Origin of the sequence: Sinorhizobium sp. CCBAU 05631 (assembly GCF_002288505.1) — a bacterium.
Classification (GTDB): Bacteria; Pseudomonadota; Alphaproteobacteria; order Rhizobiales; family Rhizobiaceae; genus Sinorhizobium; species Sinorhizobium fredii_C.
In genome coordinates this window covers 427,710-451,024 of the sequence record NZ_CP023064.1, presented here as the reverse complement: position 1 = coordinate 451,024, position 23,315 = coordinate 427,710, and the positions used below count along the sequence as shown (strand labels likewise).

Annotated in this window: 20 protein-coding genes and 1 pseudogene; 10 read left to right on the top strand and 11 right to left on the bottom strand. The window is 64.0% G+C overall.

Annotated features, from left to right (window positions below):
• Positions 1–13 precede the first annotated feature (13 nt).
• Genes SS05631_RS21685 through SS05631_RS21675 form a run of 3 tightly spaced genes read right to left on the bottom strand, consistent with a single transcriptional unit; the run spans position 14 to position 2,585 of the window.
• Positions 14–790, bottom strand: a complete 777-nt coding sequence (locus SS05631_RS21685; protein WP_037419143.1) for an SDR family oxidoreductase — start codon at positions 788–790, stop codon at positions 14–16.
• Between the two features lies 1 nt (position 791).
• Positions 792–1,775: a D-erythronate dehydrogenase gene (denD, locus tag SS05631_RS21680; protein WP_037419141.1), complete on the bottom strand. Its 984-nt coding sequence runs from the start codon at positions 1,773–1,775 to the stop codon at positions 792–794.
• A 33-nt stretch (positions 1,776–1,808) separates the two neighbouring features.
• Positions 1,809–2,585, bottom strand: coding sequence for a FadR/GntR family transcriptional regulator (locus SS05631_RS21675; protein WP_037419138.1), 777 nt, complete (start codon positions 2,583–2,585; stop codon positions 1,809–1,811).
• A gap of 388 nt (positions 2,586–2,973) precedes the next feature.
• Between SS05631_RS21675 and SS05631_RS21670 the strand changes: the two are divergent.
• Positions 2,974–3,782: pseudogene (locus SS05631_RS21670) on the top strand (DUF817 domain-containing protein).
• Between the two features lie 101 nt (positions 3,783–3,883).
• On the opposite strand, the gene SS05631_RS21665 reads toward SS05631_RS21670, so the two are convergent.
• Positions 3,884–4,561: an aldolase gene (locus tag SS05631_RS21665; protein ID WP_037419135.1), complete on the bottom strand. Its 678-nt coding sequence runs from the start codon at positions 4,559–4,561 to the stop codon at positions 3,884–3,886.
• A 19-nt stretch (positions 4,562–4,580) separates the two neighbouring features.
• Positions 4,581–5,582, bottom strand: coding sequence for a LacI family DNA-binding transcriptional regulator (locus SS05631_RS21660; RefSeq protein WP_037419133.1), 1,002 nt, complete (start codon positions 5,580–5,582; stop codon positions 4,581–4,583).
• 223 nt (positions 5,583–5,805) lie between these two features.
• Between SS05631_RS21660 and SS05631_RS21655 the strand changes: the two genes are divergently transcribed.
• The 4 genes from SS05631_RS21655 (at position 5,806) to otnK (ending at position 10,194) form a co-directional block, all read left to right on the top strand.
• Positions 5,806–7,122, top strand: a complete 1,317-nt coding sequence (locus tag SS05631_RS21655) for an MFS transporter (protein WP_037419130.1) — start codon at positions 5,806–5,808, stop codon at positions 7,120–7,122.
• 69 nt (positions 7,123–7,191) lie between these two features.
• Entirely contained in the window at positions 7,192–8,121 is a 930-nt protein-coding gene (ltnD, locus tag SS05631_RS21650; protein ID WP_037419127.1) for an L-threonate dehydrogenase, read from the top strand.
• Between the two features lie 12 nt (positions 8,122–8,133).
• Positions 8,134–8,910 (top strand): 2-oxo-tetronate isomerase, encoded by a 777-nt coding sequence (gene otnI / locus SS05631_RS21645; protein ID WP_037419124.1) that lies wholly within the window; start codon positions 8,134–8,136, stop codon positions 8,908–8,910.
• A gap of 3 nt (positions 8,911–8,913) precedes the next feature.
• A complete protein-coding gene (gene otnK / locus SS05631_RS21640) occupies positions 8,914–10,194 on the top strand; it encodes a 3-oxo-tetronate kinase (RefSeq protein WP_095678065.1) in 1,281 nt (426 codons plus the stop codon).
• A 147-nt stretch (positions 10,195–10,341) separates the two neighbouring features.
• Here the strand turns inward: otnK and SS05631_RS21635 are convergent, their stop codons facing one another.
• The 6 genes from SS05631_RS21635 to gcl form a co-directional block, all read right to left on the bottom strand.
• The gene (locus tag SS05631_RS21635) at positions 10,342–11,280 is read right to left on the bottom strand and encodes a DUF930 domain-containing protein (protein WP_037419103.1); all 939 of its coding nucleotides are present in this window, start codon (positions 11,278–11,280) and stop codon (positions 10,342–10,344) included.
• 80 nt (positions 11,281–11,360) lie between these two features.
• Positions 11,361–11,852 carry an ureidoglycolate lyase gene (locus SS05631_RS21630; protein ID WP_037419100.1) on the bottom strand — a complete coding sequence of 164 codons (492 nt, stop codon included), beginning with the start codon at positions 11,850–11,852 and terminating at the stop codon, positions 11,361–11,363.
• Between the two features lie 41 nt (positions 11,853–11,893).
• The gene (locus tag SS05631_RS21625) at positions 11,894–13,162 is read right to left on the bottom strand and encodes a glycerate kinase (RefSeq protein WP_037419097.1); all 1,269 of its coding nucleotides are present in this window, start codon (positions 13,160–13,162) and stop codon (positions 11,894–11,896) included.
• A 116-nt stretch (positions 13,163–13,278) separates the two neighbouring features.
• Positions 13,279–14,163, bottom strand: a complete 885-nt coding sequence (locus SS05631_RS21620; protein ID WP_037419094.1) for a 2-hydroxy-3-oxopropionate reductase — start codon at positions 14,161–14,163, stop codon at positions 13,279–13,281.
• A gap of 6 nt (positions 14,164–14,169) precedes the next feature.
• Positions 14,170–14,985, bottom strand: coding sequence for a hydroxypyruvate isomerase (hyi, locus tag SS05631_RS21615; protein WP_037419092.1), 816 nt, complete (start codon positions 14,983–14,985; stop codon positions 14,170–14,172).
• A 69-nt stretch (positions 14,986–15,054) separates the two neighbouring features.
• Positions 15,055–16,839 (bottom strand): glyoxylate carboligase, encoded by a 1,785-nt coding sequence (gene gcl, locus SS05631_RS21610; protein WP_037419090.1) that lies wholly within the window; start codon positions 16,837–16,839, stop codon positions 15,055–15,057.
• Between the two features lie 167 nt (positions 16,840–17,006).
• Here gcl and SS05631_RS21605 point away from each other — a divergent pair, with 167 nt between their 5' ends.
• From SS05631_RS21605 to SS05631_RS21585, 5 genes are all read left to right on the top strand, one after another.
• Entirely contained in the window at positions 17,007–17,828 is an 822-nt protein-coding gene (locus tag SS05631_RS21605; protein WP_037419087.1) for an IclR family transcriptional regulator, read from the top strand.
• 98 nt (positions 17,829–17,926) lie between these two features.
• Positions 17,927–18,763, top strand: coding sequence for a bifunctional allantoicase/(S)-ureidoglycine aminohydrolase (locus SS05631_RS21600; protein ID WP_037419084.1), 837 nt, complete (start codon positions 17,927–17,929; stop codon positions 18,761–18,763).
• An 85-nt stretch (positions 18,764–18,848) separates the two neighbouring features.
• A complete protein-coding gene (gene ligD, locus SS05631_RS21595) occupies positions 18,849–21,311 on the top strand; it encodes a DNA ligase D (RefSeq protein ID WP_037419082.1) in 2,463 nt (820 codons plus the stop codon).
• Positions 21,312–21,336: 25 nt separating this feature from the next.
• Positions 21,337–22,221 carry a Ku protein gene (locus SS05631_RS21590; protein WP_037419080.1) on the top strand — a complete coding sequence of 295 codons (885 nt, stop codon included), beginning with the start codon at positions 21,337–21,339 and terminating at the stop codon, positions 22,219–22,221.
• On the top strand, positions 22,221–23,309 hold the full coding sequence (locus SS05631_RS21585) for a tetratricopeptide repeat protein (protein WP_037419078.1): 1,089 nt from the start codon (positions 22,221–22,223) through the stop codon (positions 23,307–23,309). Before SS05631_RS21590 ends, SS05631_RS21585 begins: the two co-directional genes overlap by 1 nt.
• Positions 23,310–23,315: the final 6 nt, after the last annotated feature.

Genomic DNA, 23,315 nt, shown 5'->3' with positions numbered 1-23,315 from the left:
CGAAAGCTTTGATCTATCCGCGGCCGACCAGCGGCATCTTCGTCGCCATCACCGTCATCGTCAGGACGTTTGCCGAAAGCGGTAGGCTCGCCATGTAGACGACCGCATCGGCTACATGCTCGACGGGAATCGTCGGCTCCGCCGCGATCTCACCATTGGCCTGCAACACGCCGCTGCACATCTTCTGCGTCATGTCGGTTGCGGCATTGCCGATGTCGATCTGGCCGCAGGCGATGTCGAAGGGCCGGCCATCGAGCGCCGTCGACTTGGTAAGCCCGGTGATGGCGTGCTTGGTCGCTGTATAGGGCGAAGAATTAGGCCGGGGGGTCGTCGCCGAAATCGAGCCGTTGTTGATGATCCGGCCGCCGCGCGGCTCCTGCGCCTTCATCAGCCGGAAAGCCTGCTGGGTGCAGAGGAAGGCGCCGGTGAGGTTCGCGGCAAGAATTCCGCTCCATTGCGCGAACGTGACCTCTTCGAGCGGCAGCGGCGGCACGCTCGAACCGGCATTGTTGACGAGCAGGTCGAGCCGGCCGAACTCGGCCCGGATCGCGTCGAACAGTGCCGCAACCTGACCGGGGTCGCCGACATCGCAGGCGATTGCCCGGACAACGCCGCCGCTTTCCGCGGCGATTTCGGCAGCCGCTTTCTCCAATACGTCCGGACGGCGTCCGGTGATAACGAGGCGATAGCCTTCGCCACTCAGCCGCCGGGCAATACCGAGGCCGATGCCGGACCCTCCGCCCGTCACCAGCGCAATCTTTCCCTCGCCCGATCTGTTGCCTTGTGCCATGTCAGATCTTCCCTCCGAGTTCATCCTCGACATGGATCCTGATGATCTCGTCGAAGCTGCTTTCGGCCGTGAAGCCCAGCTCGCGCGCGCGTCGCGCGTCGAAATTCGTCGGCCAGCCGGCGACGATCGCGGCGGTGACCGGATCCGGTTCGCGGCGGATGAGCCCCGCGGCCTTCGGGCCGGCAATGCGCTTCAGCGCCTCGATCTCCTCGCCGACCAGCGCCGACAATCCCGGCATGGTCAGGTTGCGCCGCGGCCCGATCCGGCTCGTATCGATTCGACCGGCATGGACGAAGAAACCGACCGCCGAGCGCGGGCTTGCGAACCAGTGCCGGACGCTTTCGTCGACCGGCAGAACGGCCTCCTGCCCGGCGAGCGGCTCGCGCAGGATGTTGGAGAAGAAGCCGGAGGCCGCCTTGTTCGGCTTGCCCGGCCGGACGCAGATGGTCGGCAGGCGGATGCCGATGCCGTCGAAGAGGCCGCGGCGCGAATAATCGGCAAGCAGCAATTCGCAGATCGCCTTCTGCGTGCCGTAGCTCGTCAGCGGTGTCGTGAAGAACTCGTCGCCGATCCTCTCCGGGAAGGGCCGGCCGAAGACGGCGATCGAGGAAGCAAAGATAACGCGCGGGACATAGCGCTCGCGCTGACCTTCGCTGCGGATCGCCTCGAAGAGCCCCCGCGTCCCGTCGAGATTGACGCGGTAGCCCTTGTCAAAATCCGCCTCCGCCTCGCCCGAAACGATCGCCGCGAGATGAAAGATAACGTCCGGCCGGGTCGCGACGAGCTGCCCGGCGCAGCCTTCCGTCGAGAGATCGAGCGCCAGCGCCGTCGAGATCGCGGAATAGGCCGCGGGGACCGGCGGCTCGATCACGTCGACCAGGGTCAGCCGGCCAATCTCATAGCCGAGGGCGTCCGGCTCCGCCGCGAGTTTCTCGACAAGTTTCCGGCCGATCATGCCGGCCGCACCGATGATCATGACATGCATTCGCGGTGCACCTCCTCGTTCGGCCACATCCGGTCACTCCGGATTGCGCGTACCCTTCTGTTTCTGTTTCCTGCCGTTTCCGTCGACGAGCAGTTCCTTCGTCGTCCGATAAATGCGCATGAGGTGCTGGTGAAAGGCCGCGACGACCGCTTCGCGGTCGTGCCGCCGCAGCGCCTCGACGATTTCGCTGTGATCCTTGTAGCTGGCCTCGATCGCGCCCGGGCGCGACATGGCGCTGCGCCGGTAGTCCATCATGTAAGTATAAAGGTCCGTCACAAAATCCGAGAGCAGCGGATTGCCGCAGGCCCTGTAGATCGCCACGTGGAACTCGCGGTCGCAGATTAGGAAGCGCATCGCATCGTCGCCGCAGAGTTTTTGCGCCTCGAGCAGGGTTTCGAGCTTCTTCAGCGCCTCTTCGTCGATGTTTTCCGCGGCGTCGCCCACCACCTTCAGCTCGATATGCTGGCGGGCGGCATGGACGTCCTCGAGATCATAGCTGTCGATGGCGTTGGGGGAAGCGATCGTCACGGTGACGTCGCTGAGATCGACATCGGCGACGCGGCTGCGGCTTCCCTGGGAGACCTCGATGATGCCGCGGGCCGCGAGCGTCTGAATGGCACCGCGCACCGTCTCACGGCTGACATGTAGGACGTTGGCAAGTTCCCGCTCGCCCGGCAGTTCGTCACCCGGGCGGAGCATGTTCGTCGCCACCAGCACCATCAGCTTGTCGGCAATCATCTCGCGCGCCGTGCGGCGGTCGAGGCTGCGCCCCACTTTCGGCATCTGCGTGAGTATCGGACTGCCAGTCATCGGCGCCACTCCTCGACTGATCCACTGGTTGGTCCACCGGATCAGTCATATGAATAGAGGCGGGAAGAGAGCGGCGGTCAAGGCCAGTTCGTTGCGGCGACGCATCAAAAGAATAGGTTGCTGTTGTGCAATGCGAAATTGAACAGGCGCCAGAGGGCCCCGAGATGGGGTCTTTAGAAATAGGCGTCCGCTAGCCTCTTGGACACAAAAAAGCGCAAAACTCTCCTCATCGGTTGTAGCGTAGTTCCAGCAACTAGCACGCATGACAGATCAGCCCAAATTCGAACGCTTCGACGATCTCGGCCATGGTCCGACACCGTCCTTGGACGTAGCGCCCGCACGCCGCTTCACTTCGCTTGAGGCGCAGATAGATGCGGCCGCTCACCGAATCCTCGACGCCCTGCCCGCGCACGGCTTCGCAGGTGCCTTGGTTGAATTCACCGTCTTCGGGTTGAAGCAGGCATGGGCGTGCCTGTTCGGCGGACTGCTGCTCGCCCTGATCATCGCCTCTCATCAGTTCTGGCCCGAAGATGCTCTCCTGGCCCGCTATGACTTTCTCTTTCTGGCGGCGCTCGGCATCCAATTTGCAATGCTGGCAGCGAGGCTTGAAACCTCGTCCGAGGCGAAGGTCATTCTGATCTTCCACGTCGTCGGCACGGTCATGGAGGTCTTCAAGACCGCGGCAGGCTCATGGATGTATCCTGAGGAAAGCATCTTCCGGATCGGCGCGGTGCCGCTTTTCTCCGGTTTCATGTATGCGGCTGTCGGCTCCTATCTCGCCCGCATCAGCCGCATCTTCGACATGCGCTACACCCATTATCCGCCGGTCTGGTCGACCGCGCTTCTGGCAGTCGCGATCTATGTCAACTTCTTCAGCCACCACTTCACCATAGACGTTCGCTACGGGCTGTTCGCGGCGACTGCGATAATTTATCTGCGCACTGTGGTGCACTATCGCGTCTTCCGCTTTCGCCACCGCATGCCCTTGATGCTCGGCTTCCTGCTGGTGGCGCTGTTCATCTGGTTCGCAGAGAACATTGCCACATGGTCACGTGCGTGGATCTATCCTCGCAATCGCACGGCTGGGCGCCCGTATCCATCAACAAGCTCGGCGCCTGGTACCTGTTGATGATCATTTCCTTCGTGCTCGTCACGCTGGTACATCGGCCACGCAAACTGGACGAGACGCATCGATAAACCCGGGGGCTGCTCAGACGAGCATCGGCGCCTTGCTCGTAGGCGGCAATGGCAGTTTTCGTGTTTCCTACCGACATTCACCGACGTTGGCAGGCGCAAGCTCAGCCGTGGTCATGCCCTTCGTGATCATGGAGGGACGGAAGATCGAGACCGAAGGTCTTGGCGAGGTCGGTCACCTGGTCCGGGCTAAGATAACGCGGGTTGAGGTTGCGCAGCAGCAGATAGAGCTTCGCCGTCTCCTCAAGTTCCTCGGTGGCGAAGACCGCCGCTTCGAGGCTGTCGCCGGCGACGACCGGGCCGTGATTGGCGAGCAGCACGGAGGAATACTTGCCGGCAAGGCCGCGGATCGCGTCGGCGACCGCCGGATCGCCGGGACGGTAGTAGGGCACCAGCGCCGTTTCGCCGGCGCGCATGAGGTAGTAAGGGGTCATCGGCGGCAGCGCGGCGCGCGGATCGATCTCCGGCAGCATGGTGAGCGCAACCGCGTGAGTCGAATGGAGATGGACGATCGCCCGGGCGCTGCCGCGCGACTCGTAGAGGGCCGTATGGAGCGGTATCTCCTTCGTCGGCTTGTCGCCGGATACGAGATTGCCCCGGCCATCGAGCCGCGAGATGCGGCCCGGGTCGAGGAAACCGAGCGAGGCGTTGGTGGGCGTCACCAACCAGCCACCATCGTCGAGCCTCAGCGAGATATTGCCGGAGGAGCCAGGCGTCAGCCCGCGTTCGAACAATGATCGACCGTAGCGGCAGATTTCCTCACGCAGTCGGCTCTCGGACATGGGGCAAATCCTCTCAATTCTATGCGGTTGCGCCGTCGACCAGTTCGAAGCCGAGATCGACCACCTGGGGGGGCGCGTTGGCAACGACAAGCTCGGCCGCCAATTGCCCCGTCTGGACACGGGGCGTGCGAATGGTCGAGAGCGGCTGCGGCGTCACCCTTCCGATATCGAGGCCGTTATAGCCGAAGATCGCCAGTTGCGAAGGAATCGCGATCCCGCGCGCCAGGCAATGGAAGTAGCCGCCGAGCGCCATGTCGTCGTTCGAAAAATAGACGGCATCGAGATCGGCGTGCCGGGCAAGCAGCCGCTCCAGCCCCAGTCGTCCGCTCTCCACCGACGACGCACCCGAGCAGATTTCCCGCCCGATCAGCGGCGAGCCAGAATAGCCGAGCGTTTCGCGGAAGGCGGCAAAGCGCTTGCCGGCGCGGGTATCGCGTTCGAGGTCATGGCCGACATAGCCGATGCGGCGATAGCCCCGCTTCAGCAGGAATTCGGCACTGGCACGCCCAGCTGTACGATTGGAAAAGCCGACTGCCAGATCGACGGCCGTGCCGTCGACATCGAGCACTTCAGCCACCCGGCAGCCGCTGGCGCGCAGCATCTTCAGAGTGCCTTCGGAATGTTCGAAGCCAGCGAGCATCACCGCCGTCGGCCGCCAGGCGAGCATGGCGGCGACAAGCGCCTCCTCGCGCTGCGGATCGTAGTCGGTCACCGAAAAAACGGCCTGATGCCGGTTCGCCTCCAGGACGCCGCTTGCCCCGCGCAGCACGTCGGGGAAGACGATGTTGGAGAGCGAGGGAATGACGAAGGCGACGAGCCGCGATCCGGCGGAAGCAAGCGTTCCGGCAATCCGGTTCGGCACATAGCCGAGCCGCTCGACGGCCTCCATCACGCGCTCCCTCGCCTTGCGCGAAAACGAACCCTCGTTTCTGAGGACGCGCGAAACCGTGCTTTCGCCTACGCCGGCGGCCGCGGCGACCTCGGCAAGCGTGACCGTGCTGTGCTTGAAATCGAAATCCACGTCCGACTCCACTCTCCCGCTGCGGCCGCCCCATCGCTCCTCATCGCTGACGGACCGCCTTGGCTTTTTCAGATATGCCATTTGTTTTGGCAGCGCTACCATTTTTAACTTGGCAGCGCTGCCAAATTGCGCTAGGGAAACGTGGCAGCGCTGCCAATCCTTGGCGCCGTATCGTCGGATTGCCTAGGGGAGGCGCCGGCGAAACTCCTGGAGGAGGAAAATCATGACCCTGGAAACCCAGGCGCCGATCGACGGCGCCTATGCAGCTCGATCGGTGGAGGACCGCGCCTATAGCAAGGTCTTTTGGCGCATCATCCCTTTCCTCATGCTCTGCTACGTGGTCGCCTATCTCGATCGCGTCAATGTCGGCTTCGCGAAACTGCAGATGTCGAGCGAGCTCGGCCTTTCGGAAGCGGCCTACGGCATCGGTGCCGGTATCTTCTTCATCGGCTATTTCCTGTTCGAGGTGCCGAGCAACGTCATCCTCAACAGGGTCGGCGCCCGGGTCTGGATCGCCCGCATCATGATCACCTGGGGCGTCATCTCCGCTGCCTTCATGTTCACCACCTCGGAAACCGTGTTCTACATCCTGCGCTTCCTGCTGGGTGTCGCCGAAGCAGGGTTTTTCCCTGGGATCATTCTCTACCTGACGGCCTGGTATCCGGCGCATCGTCGCGCCAAGATCATCACCACCTTCATGTCGGCGATCCCGATATCCTCCATCTTCGGTAATCCCCTTTCCGGCCTGCTGATGGACAGTTTCCACGGAACGCACGGCCTTTCCGGCTGGCAGTGGATGTTCCTGATCGAGGCCATTCCTGCGGTCGTTTTCGGTGTCGCCACGTTCTTCTATCTCGATGACGCCATCGGCCACGCCAAGTGGCTGACGAAGGAAGAGAAGAAGGTGCTGAGCGCCAATATCGACGCCGAGAACCGGACCAAATTGTCGAGCCCACACAGCATCGCCGGCACGCTGACCGACCGCCGCGTCTGGCTGATGTGCCTCATCTATTTTTGCTTCGTGCTCGGACAATACGGCCTAAATTTCTGGATGCCGACCCTCGTCAAGGCGACCGGGGTCACCGGCAACCTGAATATCGGCCTGATTTCCGCCATCCCCTATATCTGCACCTTCATCGCCATGCTTGCGCTCGGGCGCTCATCTGACCGCTTGCGCGAACGGCGCTGGCACCTCGTCGTCCCGGCCCTCATCGCCGCCGGCGGATTCGTCGCGGCGACGACGGCGACGAGCACCACGCTCGCGATCGTCTGCTTGTCGCTCGCGGCTGCCGGAGCCATCAGCTGCGCACCGCTTTTCTGGTCCCTGCCGACGGCATTTCTCGCCGGCACCGGAGCAGCGGCCGGCATCGCCTGGATCAACTCGGTCGGCAATCTCGCCGGTTTCCTCGGGCCATTCCTGGTCGGCTATCTCAAGGACTTCACCGGCAGCAACAGCGCCGGCATGTATCTCCTTGCCGCGGCGCTGGTCATCGGTTCGCTGGCTGTGCTGGCGGTTCCCGCAAAGACCGTGAACCGGTAAGCTCCAACCGCGCCGCCGGATTCGGTCCGGCGGTGCCCGCCTGCCACATCAGGGATGGAGAGTCTATTCATGTCATCGCATGCTGAAAGTCCCGAACGCGTCACCGCGGCGGTGATCGGTCTCGGATCGATGGGCTTCGGAATGGCCCAGTCCATGAAGCGCGCCGGCCTCGATGTCGTCGGCTACGACATTGCTGCAGCAGCGGTCGAACGCTTCGCCGCCGAAGGCGGCCGCGGTGCGAATACGCTGCACGGAGCCGTGGCCGATGCCGATATTGCCGTTTCGGTGGTCGTGAATGCCGCCCAGACCGAGGCCGTCCTGTTCGGCGCAGACGGCATCGCAGCGGCCATGAAGCCCGGCGCGGTCTTCGTCTCGTCGGCGACCATGGATCCGGCAATTGCACGCCGCCTGGCGGAGCAGCTCGAAGCGCTCGGCTTGCACTATCTCGATGCGCCGATCTCCGGCGGCGCCGCCCGCGCCGCGAAGGGCGAGCTGACGATCATGGCGTCGGGCTCGCCGCACGCCTTCGCTGCAGCCCGCCCTGCGCTCGACGCAATGGCCGCCAAGGTCTACGAGCTGGGAGACGCTGCGGGTACCGGCGCGGCCTTCAAGATAATCAACCAGCTTCTGGCCGGCGTGCATATCGCCGCCGCCTGCGAAGCGATCACCTTTGCCGCCAAGCAGGGCCTCGATCTCTCCAAGGTCTACGAGGTGATCACCGCCTCGGCCGGCAATTCCTGGATGTTCGAGAACCGCGTCCCGCATGTGCTCGCCGGCGACTACACGCCGCTCAGCGCCATCGAGATCTTCGTCAAGGACCTCGGCATCGTCCAGGACATGGCGCGCGCCGAGCGCTACCCGGTGCCGCTGGTGGCGGCCGCCCTGCAAATGTATCTCGCCGCTTCCGGCGCCGGCATGGGGCGCGACGACGATTCCTCGCTTGCGCGGCTCTACGCCCAGCTTTCCGGCGCCAAGCTGCCCGGCATGGACAAGGGATAAAGGACGTTCGACATGCCCGTTTTCGCCGCCAATCTGACGATGATGTTCAACGAGTGGTCGTTCCTAGACCGCTTCGACGCCGCCGCGGAAGCGGGTTTTACGGCCGTCGAATATCTCTTCCCCTACGAGGCACCGCCGGAGGCGATCGCCGAACGGTTGACTCGCAACAAGCTTGAGCAGGCACTCTTCAACCTGCCGCCCGGCGACTGGGCGGCGGGCGAGCGCGGCATCGCCGCCCTTCTCGGCCGCTTCGAGGCGCTGAAAGTCGATGTCGAGCGCGCACTCGACTATGCGGCAGCGACGGGCGTCAAGCGGCTGCATCTGATGGCGGGTCTCGCAGATCCCTCCGACGAGGAGGCCGTAGCCTGCTATCAGCGTTCCGTGATCTACGCCGCCGAGCGCCTCGCTGAGAAAGATCTCGACCTGCTGCTCGAACCGATCAACGGCCGCAACATGCCCGGCTATTTCCTCAACGACTTCGGCGCCGCCGAACGGTTGATCACCGAGCTGAACCTCGCCAACCTGAAGCTCCAGTTCGACATCTACCATCGCCAGATCATCCATGGCGATGTCGCGATGGCGCTCCGACGTCTCATACCGATCACCGGCCACATCCAGATCGCCAGCGTGCCGTCGCGGCAGGAGCCGGACGGCGAAGAGCTGAACTACCCCTATCTCTTCGCCGAGATCGACCGGCTCGGCTACACCGGCTTCGTCGGCTGCGAATACACCCCGCGCGGCGGAACGCTCGACGGCCTTGCCTGGCTCAAACCCTTTGCACGGAGCTGACCAATGACTATCCTTTTGGGGTCGATCGCCGACGACTACACGGGCGCCTCCGACCTCGCCAATACGTTGACGAAGAACGGCCTGCGCACGGTGCAGACGGTCGGCATTCCCGATCCGGCGCTCGCATTGCCGGATGTCGATGCGGTCGTCGTCTCGCTAAAAATCCGCTCTGTTGCCGCCGACGAGGCTGTTGTTGCGGCAAGCAGGGCGGAACGGTGGCTGCGCGACCGCGGCGCCGCCCATGTTCTCTACAAGATCTGCTCGACCTTCGATTCCACCGATGAGGGCAATATCGGCCCGGTGACCGAGGCGCTGGCGAAAGCCGCGGGCGGCGGCATCGCGCTCGTCACCCCGGCCTTTCCGGAAACCGGCCGGACCGTCTATCTCGGCCATCTTTTCGTCAACGGACAGCCGCTCGACGAAAGCCCCCTCAAGGACCATCCGCTCAATCCGATGCATGACGCCAATCTGGTTCGCGTCATGGGCCGGCAGTCTCAGGGCAAGATCGGCCTCGTCGACCTGGCGACGATCATGGCCGGCCCCGCCGCCGTAACGGCCCGGCTCGATGCCCTGGGAGCGGAAGGAACTTCCGCCGCCCTTGCCGACGCGATCTCGGAGCGCGACCTCGAAACGCTCGGCGAGGTGGCGCTGCGGACGCCCGTATCGACCGGCGCCTCCGGCCTTGGGCTCGGCCTCGCCCGCGCCATCGTGCGCTCCGGTCGCGCTTCTTCGGCAGGCACAGCCATGACGGATGCCGTGCGCCCCGTCGGGGGACTGGCCGCCATTGTCGCCGGCAGCTGCTCGGCAGCAACGCTGCGGCAGCTCGATATTGCCGAACGCTCCCTGCCGGTGCTGCGGCTCGACACCGAGAAACTGCTGCGAGGGTCCGACGAAATTGCCGCGGCGATCGCCTGGGCCGGCGGGCGGATTTCTGATGGGCCCGTGGTCATCGCCGCAAGCGCCTCGCCCTATGTGGTTTCACGTCTGCAGGCGCAATACGGCCGCGAGGCATCCGGTCACGCCATCGAAGCGGCGACCGCAACCGTCGCCAGCGAACTGGTGGCGCGCGGCGTCAAGCGCCTCGTCGTCGCCGGCGGCGAGACCTCCGGCGCAACGGTCGACCGGCTGGCCATCCCCGCCTTCCTGATCGGCCCCGAGATCGCTCCCGGCGTGCCGGTTCTTCGCACCGTCGGCAATGCCCAGGGCGACATGCTGCTGGCGCTGAAGTCCGGCAATTTCGGCGGCGACGACTTCTTCGCCACGGCGCTGGCGATGATGCGCTGAGGCCCGCAACCACCCGGCAGGCCTTCCTCGATCCTCATTCCTGTGCTCGTCACAGGAATGCTGTGTGTATGATCTGTGGTAGATGGGTGCGGGTGGAAGGAATCCGTCAAGCTCATTTCGCCATTATCTGAAAGACGCACCGCGCTCTCACTCCTTCGGCAGTTGGCGCGTGCTCCACTCGCCCCTGGGAATCGCCTTACCGATCGCAAAGCTGAAGGAGGCGACCGACGTCGTCTCCGAGTTGACCTCGCATTTGAAGTCGATCGTGTACCATTTTCCCCGGCTGCGGAAGGCGCCGCCGCTGGCATTGAGACCCGAAGCCGAAACCATACCGCCGATCGGTCCAAACGGGACAAGCATGTCCGGAAAGGCATCAGGTCTCTCTCGGCGCACCTGTTCGAGCGCCTCGATGGTGCAAAGCTGCACGATCCGCCTCTTCGGCGGCAGCCGTCCCATCGCCTGTTTAACGCGGGGGTCCGACAGGGCATCCTTGGAATAGATTTCCTTCGCCTCGACCAGATTGCTCGACTGGCGCTCGGAGGCGGTCTCTGCCGGCTTTTGCGCCGCATCCGCCTTCGCTTCTTCCGGCAGCGGCTTCTCCCTGGGAACAGGCGCTCCTTGACGCGCTGGAGCAGCCTCGTCCGACTTGTTTACCGCGTCCTTGGCTTCGACGCGCAACTCAGCCAATGCCGTTCTAGTTTCGGATGGCTTGTCGGCGTTGTCCTTCCTGGCAGAGGGAGCACTTGCCTGCCCAGCCGGTGTCTTAGGCCTCTCGATCCTGCTTGGCGCGGTGGGCGGCAATTGCGGCTGCGGCGGCTTTTCCTTGTCAACCTCAGACGAAGCGGATTCGAACACCTGTGGCTGCGCCCGGGATGACTGAGGCCTTGGCTGGTTCGATTTTTCCTGTGGCTTTTCCTCAGGCTTCGGCGGCGGAACAAGCTCGACATTGATGCTTTGCTCTTTTGCAGGCGGCGCATGCTCCGGCAGCCGAACGAGAAGCAGGAAGGCCAGCGCCAGATGCAGGGCGACCGAGGTCGGAATGCCCCACCCGGTTTCTCCCCACATTGTTCTGGCCGTCTGCAGCATTGCTCAATGGATCACGGACTCGATCGCCCGAACCTAAGAGCTTGATGGCCCCGCAACAAGGGCGCAGGCGACAATGGCCGCTACGCGTATTCGAGCCGGTAGGGCGTGGCGAAGAAATGTTCCTCGAGGTTGCAGCCTTCGCCGCCGCGGTCGACGACGACGAAATCGGAGACGCCGTAGAGCGGCGTCAGAATGCCGTGCCAGACGTTGCGGGCGATGTTGACGCCCTGGCCGGGCGCCGTTTCGAAGGCGATCGGTTCGCCCGGCCTGCCGCCCTCATCCGGAGCGACCACGACAAGAAAGGCGTTCTCCGTCAGCGGCACAAAGGCCTGGCTGCCAAGCGGGTGGCGCTCCACCATCTTGAGCGGCAGCGGAATCTCGTAAGGCTCGCCGCGCAGCAGGCTGATCAAAGCGCGCGCCCCCGGGCCGGTCGTCTCGACCGTTGCGAGATCGTGGTAGCGCATGCATTTGCCCGCGTTGATGGGGAAGCTTTTTGCCTCGTCGACTTCGATCACGTCGCCGAAGGGGGCGAATTCGGCCCGCGACAGGGGCCGGATCGGCAGGGATTTCATCGCATTTCCTCCCGTTTGTTGTCGTTTGCTCCCGGCCGCGCTCATTGGATCAGCATCGCCCGAAAGTCGTTGACGTTGGTGCCGGTCGGCCCGGGCTTGAAGAGGTCGCCGAGCGCATCGAAGGCCGACCAGCTGTCGTTGCGCTGAAGCAACGCCGCCGCATCGATCCGCCGCATCAGCAGCCGGAAGATCGTCGTGTCGTCGGCAAAGGCGCCGGCATTGTCTTCCGAACCGTCGATGCCGTCCGTATCGGCAGCGAGCGCCGAAACACCGCCGATGCCGTCGATGCCGAGTGCGAGCGACAGCAGGAACTCGCCGTTGCGGCCGCCTCGGCCCTCGCCTCTCACCGTGACGGTGGTTTCGCCGCCGGAAAGCACGACGACCGGCTTGCTGAATGGTCGGCTGCGGGTCGCCACCTCTCGGGCGATCGCGGCATGGACGAGCCCGACATCGCGCGCTTCGCCCTCGATCGAATCCGAAAGAATGATCGCCTCGACGCCGACTGCGCGCGCCTCTGCCGCAGCGGCCTCCAGCGAGACGCCCGCCGATGCGATCAGCCGGACTTCGTTTCGGGCGAAGCGCGGATCGGCGGGTCTTGGCGCATCCGCCGCTTCGCTCGCCAGCCACTCGATTGCCTTTTCCGGCAGAGCCAGGCGATAGCGATCGACGACCTTCAGGGCATCCGCGCGCGTACTTCCGTCGGCAATCGTCGGGCCGGAGGCCACCAATGCCGGATCGTCACCGGGAATGTCGGAAACGACGAGCGACACGACGCGTGCCGGATGGGCCGCGGCGGCCAGCCGCCCGCCCTTGATCAACGAGACGTGCTTGCGCATGGCATTCATCGCCCGGATCGGCGCGCCCGAAGCAAGCAAGGCGCGGTTGACGGCGATCTCGTCCTCGAGCGAGAGCCCGGGCGGCGGCGCAGGCAGCAGCGCCGAACCGCCACCGCAGATCAGCGCAATCACGAGGTCGTCCATGGTGAGGCCGCTGACCTCGGAAAGCAGTCGTTTCGAGGCCTGCAACCCGCTTGCGTCCGGCAAGGGATGCGAGGCTTCGAGCACGTCGATGTGTCTGCAAGGAACCCCGAAACCGTAACGCGTCACGACGGCGCCGCTGAGCGGTCCTTGCCACAGCGCCTCTAAGGCCTGCGCCATCTGTGCAGCACCCTTGCCGGCGCCGATGACGACGGTGCGGCCTCTTGGCCGTTCCGGCAGGTTGGCGGCAAGGACGCGCGCCGGATCGGCGGCGGCGACGGCCGATGTGAACAGCGCTTCCAGAAATCGACGCGGATCGGCGATGGGGGCCATTTTTCCTCCCGTTGGCAAAGGCCCGGGCGGCGGCTCCTCCTTCCGCCGCCCGGATGCATGATTGCCGCAGTGGATGGGGACGCCCGCCCGGCCGATCATGCGCTTTTCTTTGGATCTCAGGCGACCTCGTGGTTCGCCATGCGCTCAAGCGCCCGAACCAGACCCGAATGGTCGAGGCCGCTGTCGCCATTGGCGGCGCAGTTGTTGAAGAGCTCCTGCGTCGCCGCCGTGTTCGGCAGCGAGATGCCAAGGCTCTTCGCCCCCTGCAGCGCCAGGTTCAGATCCTTTTGGTGCAGCGAGATGCGGAAGCCCGGCTCGAAGGTCCGCTTAATCATCCGATCGCCGTGAACCTCGAGAATCCGCGAAGAGGCAAAGCCGCCCATCAACGCCTCGCGGACGCGGGCCGGGTCGGCGCCCGCCTTGGAGGCGAAGACCAGCGCCTCGGAAACCGCCTCGATTGTCAGCGCGACGATGATCTGGTTGGCAACCTTGGTGACCTGGCCGTCCCCGCAATCGCCGACGAGGGTGATGTTCTTGCCCATCAGCTTGAACAGCGGCAAGGCGCGCTCGAAGGAGTCCGGCGTGCCGCCGGCCATGATGCTGAGCGTAGCATTCTTGGCACCGACCTCACCGCCCGAAACCGGCGCGTCTATATATTCCGCCCCGGTTTCGCGGATCCGCCTGGCGAACTCCTTCGTCTCGATCGGCGAAATCGAGCTCATGTCGATGACCAGCTTGCCCTTGCCGAGGCCATAGGAAACGCCGTTCTCGCCGAAGAGAACATCCTTCACTTCCGGCGTGTCCGGCAGCATCAGGATGATCGTGTCGACGGTCTCGGCGAGCGCCTTCGGCGTTTCGGCGAACTGTAGGCCATGATCAAGCAGTTCCTGACGCGGCGGGATCGCGAATTTCGACGTGATGATGGTGTGGCCTGCATCCTGCAGGTGGCGCGCCATCGGCGTGCCCATGATGCCCAGTCCGATAAAGCCGATAGATGCCATTTTTGCTTAGCTCCTGATCTTGATGATGTCTGCGGATCGGTTGCGCTTGCGCTCGGCCCCGAGCCAGCCGAGCCCCTCCGTCGTGGTCGTGCGCGGCTTGTATTCGCAACCGATCCAGCCCTCGTAGCCGGCGGCTTCCAGCGCATCGAAAACGAAGGGGTAGTTGATCTCGCCGGTGCCCGGCTCGTTGCGGCCCGGATTATCGGCGAGCTGGACATGCGCAATCCGGTCCGAATAGCGCTTATAGGTGCCGATCAGTTCGCCCTCGGTCCGCTGCTGGTGGTAAAGGTCGCACTGTATGAACAGGTTATCGCTGCCGACCTCCTCGATGATCGCGGCCGCCTGCCCGACCGTATTGAGATAAAAGCCGGGAATGTCGAAGCGGTTGATCGGTTCGATCAGCAGGCGGATGCCATGCTTGCCGAGTTCGCTCGCCGCGAGCCTCAGATTGGCAACAAGGGTCGTGCGCAGCACGCGGTCCGGCACGCCGTCCGGCGCGATGCCGACGAGGCAATTGACCTGCTTGCAATCAAGCGCCGTCGCATAGTCGATGGCGCTGGCCAAACTCCGGCGGAATTCGTCGATCCGGTCCGGCAGGATGGCGATGCCGCGTTCGCCGCGCGCCCAGTCGCCGGCAGGAAGGTTGTGAAGAACCTGCGTCAACCCGTAACGCTGAAGCTCGGCACGCAAGGCCATCTTCTCGAATTCGTAGGGAAACAGAAATTCAACGCCTTCGAAGCCTGCCTTCGCAGCGAGCGCAAAGCGGTCGAGGAACGGCGCCTCATTGAACAGCATGGTCAGGTTTGCCGCAAATCTCGGCATGCGGTTACTCCTCTGGAAGGGGAAGCAGGATGCGGCCGGAAGACCTCCCTCATCCTGCTGTTGATGGTTTCAATCGAGCAGGGCGGCGATTGCGGTCGGCGCGTCCTCGCCGCGTTCGGCAAGCTCCTCGAACTCGACGACCGCATTGATGTCGGCGCCCATGGCGATGTTGGTGACGCGCTCGAGGATGAATTCGATGACGACCGGCACCTGGTGTTCCTCCATCAGCGCCTGCGCCCGTTCGAAGGCATCGGCGAACTCATTGGGGTTCCTGACGCGGATCGCCTTGCAGCCGAGGCCTTCGGCGACGGCGACGTGATCGACGCCGTAACCCTTCTCGGCGTCGCCGTTGGCATTGATGTTGTCGAAGGCGAGGCTTACCTCGAAGTCCATGTCGAAGCCGCGCTGGGCCTGACGGATCAGGCCGAGATAGGAGTTGTTGACGACGACATGCAGGTAGGGGAGCTTGTGCTGCGCCCCGACCGCGAGTTCCTCGATCAGAAACTGGAAATCGTAGTCGCCCGAAAGCGCGACGATCGGGCGGTTTGGGTCCGCGGCGCGGACGCCGAGCGCTGCCGGCAGCGTCCAGCCGAGCGGACCCGCCTGACCGCAGTTGATCCAATTGCGCGGTCTGTAGACATGCAGGAACTGCGCCCCGGCGATCTGGCTCAAGCCGATGGTCGAGACGTAGCAGGTGTTACGGCCGAAGGCCTTGTTCATCTCCTCGTAGACGCGCTGGGGCTTCAGTGGCGTCTGGTCGTAATGGGTCTTGCGCAGCATGGTGCGCTTGCGTTCGCGGCATTCCGCCGCCCAGGCAGACCAGTCTCGCAACTTGCCGGCAGTCTTCCATTCGGTCGCAACGTCGAGGAAGAGTTTGAGGGCGGCGCCTGCATCCGAGACGATGCCGAAATCCGGCGCGAAGACGCGGCCGATCTGCGTCGGCTCGATATCGACATGGATAAACTTGCGTCCTTCCGTATAGATCGGGACGTTACCGGTGTGGCGGTTGGCCCAGCGGTTGCCAATGCCGAAGACGAAATCCGAGGCAAGCAGCGTCGCGTTGCCGTAGCGATGCGAGGTCTGCAGACCGCACATGCCGGCCATCAACGGGTGGTCGTCGGGGATCGCGCCCCAGCCCATCAGCGTCGGGATGACCGGAACGCCGGTGATCTCGGCAAATTCGGTGAGGAGGTCCGACGCATCCGCATTGATGATGCCGCCGCCGGCGACGATCAGCGGCCGTTCCGCCGCGTTCAGCATGGCAAGCGCTTTTTCGGCCTGGACGCGCGTCGCGGCCGGCTTGTAGGGCGCGAGCGGCTCATAGGTCTCCGGATCGAACTCGATCTCGGCAAGCTGGACGTCGACCGGCAGGTCGATCAGAACCGGACCGGGACGGCCGGAGCGCATCAGATGGAACGCCTTCTGGAAGACGAAGGGAACGAGCGCCGGCTCCATGACCGTGACCGCCCACTTGGCGACGGGCGCCGCGATCTTGGCGATGTCGACTGCCTGGAAATCCTCCTTGTCGAGACGCGCCCGCGGCGCCTGTCCCGTGATGCAGAGGATCGGGATCGAATCGGCCGAGGCCGAGTAGAGGCCGGTAATCATGTCGGTGCCGGCCGGGCCGGACGTGCCAATGCAGACGCCGATATTGCCGTGCTTTGCCCGCGTGTAGCCCTCGGCCATGTGGGAGGCGCCTTCGACGTGACGGGCGAGAATATGGCGGATCGATCCGCGCGCTTTGAGCGCCGAATAGAGCGGATTGATCGCCGCCCCCGGGACGCCGAAGGCACAATCGATCCCCTCCTTTTCCAGAACATGAACCGCTGCATCGACAGCACGCATCTTGGCCATGGGAACTCCTCCTGTTGAGTGGGATGCTAACCCATATGCCGCGGCGATCAACAAATTTATGGAAATCATTCCCATCATGTGGAAATAAACATCTTCAACAAATATGAGAAAATCAGACGCAATCGCGATAGAGCATTGATGATGAGAAGCGATTTGGAGTCGGACTGATGGAGTCGACAGCCAAAGGCAAGCGCGGGCGCAAGGCGGCAGAGAATGCCGCCCCCTCCTCCGTCCAGGTTCTGGACCGGAGCCTGTCGCTGCTTGCCATCGTCGCCGAGGGTGACGGCTCGACCCTGACTTCTCTCTCGGAGCGGACCGGCATGGCGCCCTCGACGGTGCACCGGCTGCTCAGTTCGCTTGCCAGTCACGGCATGGTGACGAACGACGGCGACACCGGCACCTGGACCGTCGGCGTCAAGGCCTTCGAGATCGGCAATGCTTTCCTGCGCTTCCGCAAGCTCGGCACGATCAGCCGGCCCTTCCTGAAGCAACTGATGGAGAAGAGCGGCGAGACGGCCAATATCGGCATCGAGGACGACGGCGACGTGGTTTTCATATCCCAGGTCGAGAGCCACGCGCCGATGCGCGCCTTCTTCCGCCCCGGCCGCCGCGGGCCGATCCATGCATCCGGTATCGGCAAGGCGATCCTCGCCACATGGTCGGACACCGAGATCGCCAAGGCACTTAACGGCAGAACGCTTGCGCACTTCACCGAGCGCACACTCGATACGCTCCCGGCGCTCCTCGCCGATATCACGGAGATCCGCTTTCGCGGCTGGTCGATCGACGACGAGGAGCATACGCTTGGCATGCGCTGCATCGCGGCGCCCGTCTTCAACGAATATGGCGAGGCGATCGGCGGCATCTCGATCTCCGGCCCGACGGTCCGCATCGACGACGCCAAGCTCACGATCATCGGGCCTGTCGTCCGCCGGACAGCCGACGCGTTGACGCACGCCATCGGCGGGCACAGACCGGAGGAGCGCTAGTAAAACCCCCTGGCCTGCCGACAAACGGCGCCACAGCGATTTACCACCGCCGGGATCGGCAGAGCCCGGCTCACCAGCCACCCCGATAGGCGAGAAAGATGAAGAGCAACTACTATTTCCCCGAAGGCGGGCATCCGCCGCAAACGAACCTGCTGACGGATCGGGCGGTGTTCACCGAAGCCTATGCGATCATTCCGAAGGGGGTGATGCGCGACATCGTCACCAGCTACCTGCCGCATTGGACGAATACCCGTCTGTGGGTCCTCTCGCGTCCTCTGTCAGGCTTCGCCGAAACATTCTCGCAATACATCATGGAGGTCGGGCCTTCTGGGGGAAGCGACCAACCTGAAAGCGATCCGCGCGCAGAAGCCGTGTTGTTCGTGGTCGACGGCGAGTTCCGGCTGACGATCGGCGGTGAGACCCACCGGATGCAGCCCGGCGGCTACGCCTTCATCCCGCCCGGCGCCGACTGGAGCCTCCACAATGACGGTTCCACGCCGGCCCGATTCCACTGGTTCCGCAAAGCCTACGAAAAGGTCGATGGAATCCCTCTCCCCGAACCGATCGTCACCAACGAACGTGAAATCACCCCGACGCCGATGCCCGATACGGACGGCCGCTGGGCGACGACCCGCTTCGTCGATCCGTCCGACATGCGCCACGACATGCATGTGACGATCGTCACTTTCGAGCCGGGCGGCATCATTCCCTTCATGGAGACCCATGTGATGGAACACGGCCTCTACGTTCTCGAGGGCAAGGCGGTCTACCGCCTCAACGCCGATTGGGTCGAGGTCGAAGCCGGCGACTATATGTGGCTCAGGGCCTTCTGCCCGCAGGCCTGCTATGCCGGCGGTCCGGGCAAGTTCCGTTATCTGCTCTACAAGGACGTCAACCGCCATATGGCGCTCGGCACGCCGGGTCGGTGCGCTTGAGCTGAGCCACGCGAGCCGGGGCACTTCGTTCCGGCTCGCGTCAGCCGATATTGCGGGTTCGATGGATAAGCCATAGCTTGGTCGCATGGCGACGTCGAAGCTTGAGGCCTACCGCAAGAAGCGCGATTTTTCGAAGACGCCGGAGCCGGCCGGGCGCCCGGCCGGCGGCGGCAACCGTTTCGTCGTGCACAAGCATCATGCGACTGCAGACCATTACGATCTGAGGCTCGAAGTCGGCGGCGTGCTGAAGAGCTGGGCGGTCCCCAAGGGCCCCTCGCTCAACCCGGCCGACAAGCGCCTGGCGGTCGAGACCGAGGACCATCCGATTGACTATATCGACTTCGAAGGCGTCATTCCGGAGGGCCAATATGGCGCCGGGCCGATGATCGTCTGGGACACCGGTGTGTGGGCGCCGATGGACGATGTCGAGGAGAGCCTGCGCAAGGGCGCTTTCAAGTTTCGCCTGGCCGGCGAAAAGCTCAACGGCGGCTGGATGCTGACGCGGCTGAAGGCGAGGCCCGGCGAAGAGGACGATCGCAACTGGCTTCTCTTTAAGGAACGCGATCCGGCCGCCGATCCCTCCATCGATATTCTTGCCGCCCGGCCGGAAAGCGCCAAATCGGGGCGGCGGATCGAGGAGCTCGTTGAAAAGCCGACGCCAGCCGCCAAGACGGTGAAGCTCAAGCCGGGCGCTCTTCCCGGCGCGACGAAGGCGCCGATGCCGACACGCATCGAACCGCAACTCGCAATACCAACCGCCGCACCGCCGGACAGTGCCCCCGGGCGCGAGGTATGGCTGCATGAGATCAAGTTCGACGGCTACCGTACGATGGCGCACTTATCCAGCGGCGAGGTCCGCCTCATCACCCGCGGCGGCCTCGACTGGACGCGACGCTACGGCGATCTGCCCGAGGCGTTTCGCCGGCTGCCATGCCCCGAAGCCGTCATCGATGGCGAAATCGTCGTGCTCGACGAGGAGGGCATCAGCCGTTTTGCGCTCCTTCAGGAGGCGCTTTCCGCCGGCGCAGGCAACCGGCTGGTGTTCTATGCCTTCGATCTTCTGCATCTCGACGGCTGGAACCTCGCCGCTGTCCCGCTCGAGAAGCGCAAGGCTCTGCTCAAGCAGGTGCTCGCGGCGCAACTGTCGAGCCGCTCCGCCATCCAGTTGAGCGATCACGTCATCGGCGACGGGCGCGCCTTTTACCAGCAGGCCTCGGAACTGGGGCTCGAGGGTGTCATTTCCAAACGCGCCTCGGCGCCCTACCAGAGCGGCCGCTCCAAGACCTGGACCAAGACCAAGGCGCTGAAGGCGGAAGATTTCGTCATCGCCGGCTATACCATGTCGGAAGCCGCCGAAGGCCTTGCCGCGCTCGCGCTCGGCGAATGGGTCGACGGCGAACTGCAATATCGCGGCAAGGTCGGAACCGGCTTTGACGCCGAAACGCTGAAACCATTGCTGGCGCGGCTGGAGCCGCTGAGGGCAGGTGCGGCGAAGCTCGAGGGTGCTCCGAAGGAGATCATCTGGGTCCGACCGGTATTGAGGGCGCGCATTCACTACGGGAATCGAACAGCCGACAATATTCTGCGCCATGCGGTGTTCCGGGGCCTCCGTGACGTCGACCTCTCGACGCCAGTTTCACCGCGGCAAAAACGGCTGATTTCCGACGCGGACCTGGCCAGCATCTCGATCACCAATCCGACCCGGCGCCTGTTCGGCAAGTCCGGCCCGACCAAGCTCGACCTCGCCGTCTACTACGCCATGATCGGCGATTTCATGCTGCCGCACATCCTCGGCCGACCCGTCTCTCTGGTGCGCTGCCCGACGGGAAAAACGGCGGACTGCTTCTTTCAGCGCCACCCCTTCACCGGCATGCCGCCTTCGGTCGCGACCTTCCAAACCGCCAACTCGGACGGCGAAACCAAAACTTATCTTTCCGTCGAGGATACGAAATCCTATTTGGCGCTGGCGCAGTTCGGCGTCGTCGAATTCCACAATTGGGGTACGACGCGCATGCTGCTCGACAAGCCCGATCGCATGGTCTTCGACCTCGACCCCGGCGAAGGTGTCGCCTGGCGGGTAGTGGTCGAAGCGGCCATTCACATCAAGGCCGAACTCGAGGCGGTCGGCCTCGTCCCCTTCGTCAAGACCTCGGGCGGCAACGGCCTCCATGTCGTCCTGCCGGTCAGACCGAAGTTTAACTGGAAGAAGTTCCACCAGGCGGCAAGCGCGATCGCCGCCCGCCTGGCGGCGACCGCGCCGGAGACCTTCACCACCACCATGGGCAAGGGCAATCGCGTAAGGCGCATCTTCATCGACTTCCACCGCAATGCGCGCAGCCACACCTGGGCCGCACCCTATTCGCTGCGCGCCCGTACCAACTTGCCGGCCTCGACGCCGCTCAGTTGGTCCGATCTCGAAGCTATCGACGCTCCGGGGGATTTGAACTATTCTTCGCTGCCAGGCCTTCTGGCCACATCCGGCGATCCCTGGGCCGACATCGGCGACTTCGCCAGGGAACTGCCGCCTCAGTCCGGGACGGAAAAGTAATCGTAGTGCCGCGTAGGAGACCACCATGGCACCCAGGGCAAGTTGGAAGGGATATCTCAGACTCAGTCTCGTGAGCTGCCCGGTTAGGCTTTATCCGGCCACCAGCAGCAGCGAACGCATTACATTCAATCAGTTGCACAAGGATACCCACAACCGGATCAACATGAAGCCGGTCGATCCGGAGCTTGGCCTTGTCGAACGATCCGACCTGGTGAAGGGCTACGAATACGAGGACAAGAAATACATCGTCATCGACGAGGCCGACCTCGACAGCGTCAGGATCGAATCGAACCACACGATGAACATCGAGGCCTTCGTCGAGGAAGGCTCCGTCGACGTGATCTACCAGGATGCGCCCTATTATCTGGCGCCGGACGGGGCGATGGCCGAGGAGACCTTCATCGTCCTGCGGGAGGCCCTGCGGCGGAGCGGCAAGCTCGCCATCGCCCGCCTGGTACTCTCGAGCCGTGAACGAGTGATCACTATCGGCCCACGCGAGACCGGCATGTTCGTCTGCACGCTCAGGAACCCGAACGAGGTGCGCGGCACGGCCGAATATTTCGGCAACATTCCGGTCGGCAGTCCCGACCCGGAAATGCTGCAACTCGCCGAGGCGCTCATCCAGCAAAAGACCACGACCTTCGATCCGAAGAATTACGAGGATCGCTACGAGATCGCGCTGATGCAGATGATCCGCGAAAAATTGAAGGGTCACAAGCCGATCATCGCGGCGCCGCCTGACCGCGGCAACGTCATCAACCTGATGGATGCATTGAAGGCAAGCCTGTCACAGGCGAAGCCGCCGGCCAAAAGCAAGAGCAAAACCGAGCCGACTGCCAAGCCCGCAGCGAAGAGCGCTGCCGCCAAGCCCGCCACAGGAAAGAAGACGACAGCACAGAAGAAGGCCTGATGGCGGTCGCCGGCAAGACATTCGGCATCGTCGGGCCGCTCGCCGCTTATCCGCGGCGGCTAATCGCACGGGAGGTCGAACGCCAGGGCGGACATCTGCGACGCGGCGTCACCCGGCAAACTACCCATGTGGTCTTCGGCCGCGGCTTACTCCTGAAGGCAACCGATGCGGACATCGAGGCGCGTTTCGAACGGGAGGCCGTCTTCGGACGGCGCCTGCTCAGCGAAAACGGCTTCCTTCGGCTCCTGGGCCTGGCGACCGCGCCGGAAACGTCGGCGCTGCCGCGGCAATCGCTGATCGACCACGCGAAGATCGCGCCTCGCCTCTTCGACCTGCTGTCGCTGTTCGACGCCTTCGAACACGACAGCGAACCCTACTCCTTCCGCGACGTGATCCTCGCCCGCAAGTATGCCGGACTGATCTCAAGCGGCGCTGGCTGGGGGACGATCGCGCGCTCCGTCCAGCGATCCAGCCATGTCGCTTCGCTGACGGCGCTGTCGCTCCATCACGAAGGCTCGAGGACGATCTATGCCCGGCGGGCCGAGGGCCTGAGCGAACTCGATGGGCAGTTGCTGCTCGACCTCGGCGCCGTCGAGGAGGCGGAACTCGAGGAGCTCTTCGCGCAAGCCGAGGAGGCCGAGCAAGAAGGCGAATATGACGAAGCAGCCTCCATCTATCAGCGTTACCTCGCCATCGACCGCACCGACTCCGTCGCCGCCTTCAACCGTGCCAACTGCCTTCGCGCTGCCGGCCACGAACTGGATGCCGCGCATGACTACGCCCGGGCGCTTAAGCTCGACCCCTCATTTGCCGAGGCCTGGTTCAACCTCGCCGGGCTCATGGGCGAGCGCGGCCGCATCGACACCGCCCGCAGATACCTTCAAAAGGCGATCGACGTCGGCGGCGATTACGCTGATGCGATCTTCAACCTGGCAAAGCTCGAATTCGATGCCGGCGATCTCGGCGAGGCACGCCGTTGGTGGAAGCGTTATCTCGAACTCGACAGGGATTCCGAATGGGCGCGAACCGCCGAGCGCGGCGTGCAGTTCGTGAACCTTCACCTTCTCCCGACGGCGCCCAGCGCCTGAACAGGT

Excerpts from the sequence above, each read along its gene's own strand:
- SS05631_RS21685 (WP_037419143.1), bottom strand. The coding sequence starts at position 790 with ATGGCACAAGGCAACAGATCGGGCGAGGGAAAGATTGCGCTGGTGACG.
- denD (WP_037419141.1), bottom strand. The coding sequence starts at position 1,775 with ATGCATGTCATGATCATCGGTGCGGCCGGCATGATCGGCCGGAAACTT.
- SS05631_RS21675 (WP_037419138.1), bottom strand. The coding sequence starts at position 2,585 with ATGACTGGCAGTCCGATACTCACGCAGATGCCGAAAGTGGGGCGCAGC.
- SS05631_RS21665 (WP_037419135.1), bottom strand. The coding sequence starts at position 4,561 with ATGTCCGAGAGCCGACTGCGTGAGGAAATCTGCCGCTACGGTCGATCA.
- SS05631_RS21655 (WP_037419130.1), top strand. The coding sequence starts at position 5,806 with ATGACCCTGGAAACCCAGGCGCCGATCGACGGCGCCTATGCAGCTCGA.
- ltnD (WP_037419127.1), top strand. The coding sequence starts at position 7,192 with ATGTCATCGCATGCTGAAAGTCCCGAACGCGTCACCGCGGCGGTGATC.
- otnI (WP_037419124.1), top strand. The coding sequence starts at position 8,134 with ATGCCCGTTTTCGCCGCCAATCTGACGATGATGTTCAACGAGTGGTCG.
- otnK (WP_095678065.1), top strand. The coding sequence starts at position 8,914 with ATGACTATCCTTTTGGGGTCGATCGCCGACGACTACACGGGCGCCTCC.
- SS05631_RS21635 (WP_037419103.1), bottom strand. The coding sequence starts at position 11,280 with ATGCTGCAGACGGCCAGAACAATGTGGGGAGAAACCGGGTGGGGCATT.
- SS05631_RS21630 (WP_037419100.1), bottom strand. The coding sequence starts at position 11,852 with ATGAAATCCCTGCCGATCCGGCCCCTGTCGCGGGCCGAATTCGCCCCC.
- SS05631_RS21625 (WP_037419097.1), bottom strand. The coding sequence starts at position 13,162 with ATGGCCCCCATCGCCGATCCGCGTCGATTTCTGGAAGCGCTGTTCACA.
- SS05631_RS21620 (WP_037419094.1), bottom strand. The coding sequence starts at position 14,163 with ATGGCATCTATCGGCTTTATCGGACTGGGCATCATGGGCACGCCGATG.
- hyi (WP_037419092.1), bottom strand. The coding sequence starts at position 14,985 with ATGCCGAGATTTGCGGCAAACCTGACCATGCTGTTCAATGAGGCGCCG.
- gcl (WP_037419090.1), bottom strand. The coding sequence starts at position 16,839 with ATGGCCAAGATGCGTGCTGTCGATGCAGCGGTTCATGTTCTGGAAAAG.
- SS05631_RS21605 (WP_037419087.1), top strand. The coding sequence starts at position 17,007 with ATGGAGTCGACAGCCAAAGGCAAGCGCGGGCGCAAGGCGGCAGAGAAT.
- SS05631_RS21600 (WP_037419084.1), top strand. The coding sequence starts at position 17,927 with ATGAAGAGCAACTACTATTTCCCCGAAGGCGGGCATCCGCCGCAAACG.
- ligD (WP_037419082.1), top strand. The coding sequence starts at position 18,849 with ATGGCGACGTCGAAGCTTGAGGCCTACCGCAAGAAGCGCGATTTTTCG.
- SS05631_RS21590 (WP_037419080.1), top strand. The coding sequence starts at position 21,337 with ATGGCACCCAGGGCAAGTTGGAAGGGATATCTCAGACTCAGTCTCGTG.
- SS05631_RS21585 (WP_037419078.1), top strand. The coding sequence starts at position 22,221 with ATGGCGGTCGCCGGCAAGACATTCGGCATCGTCGGGCCGCTCGCCGCT.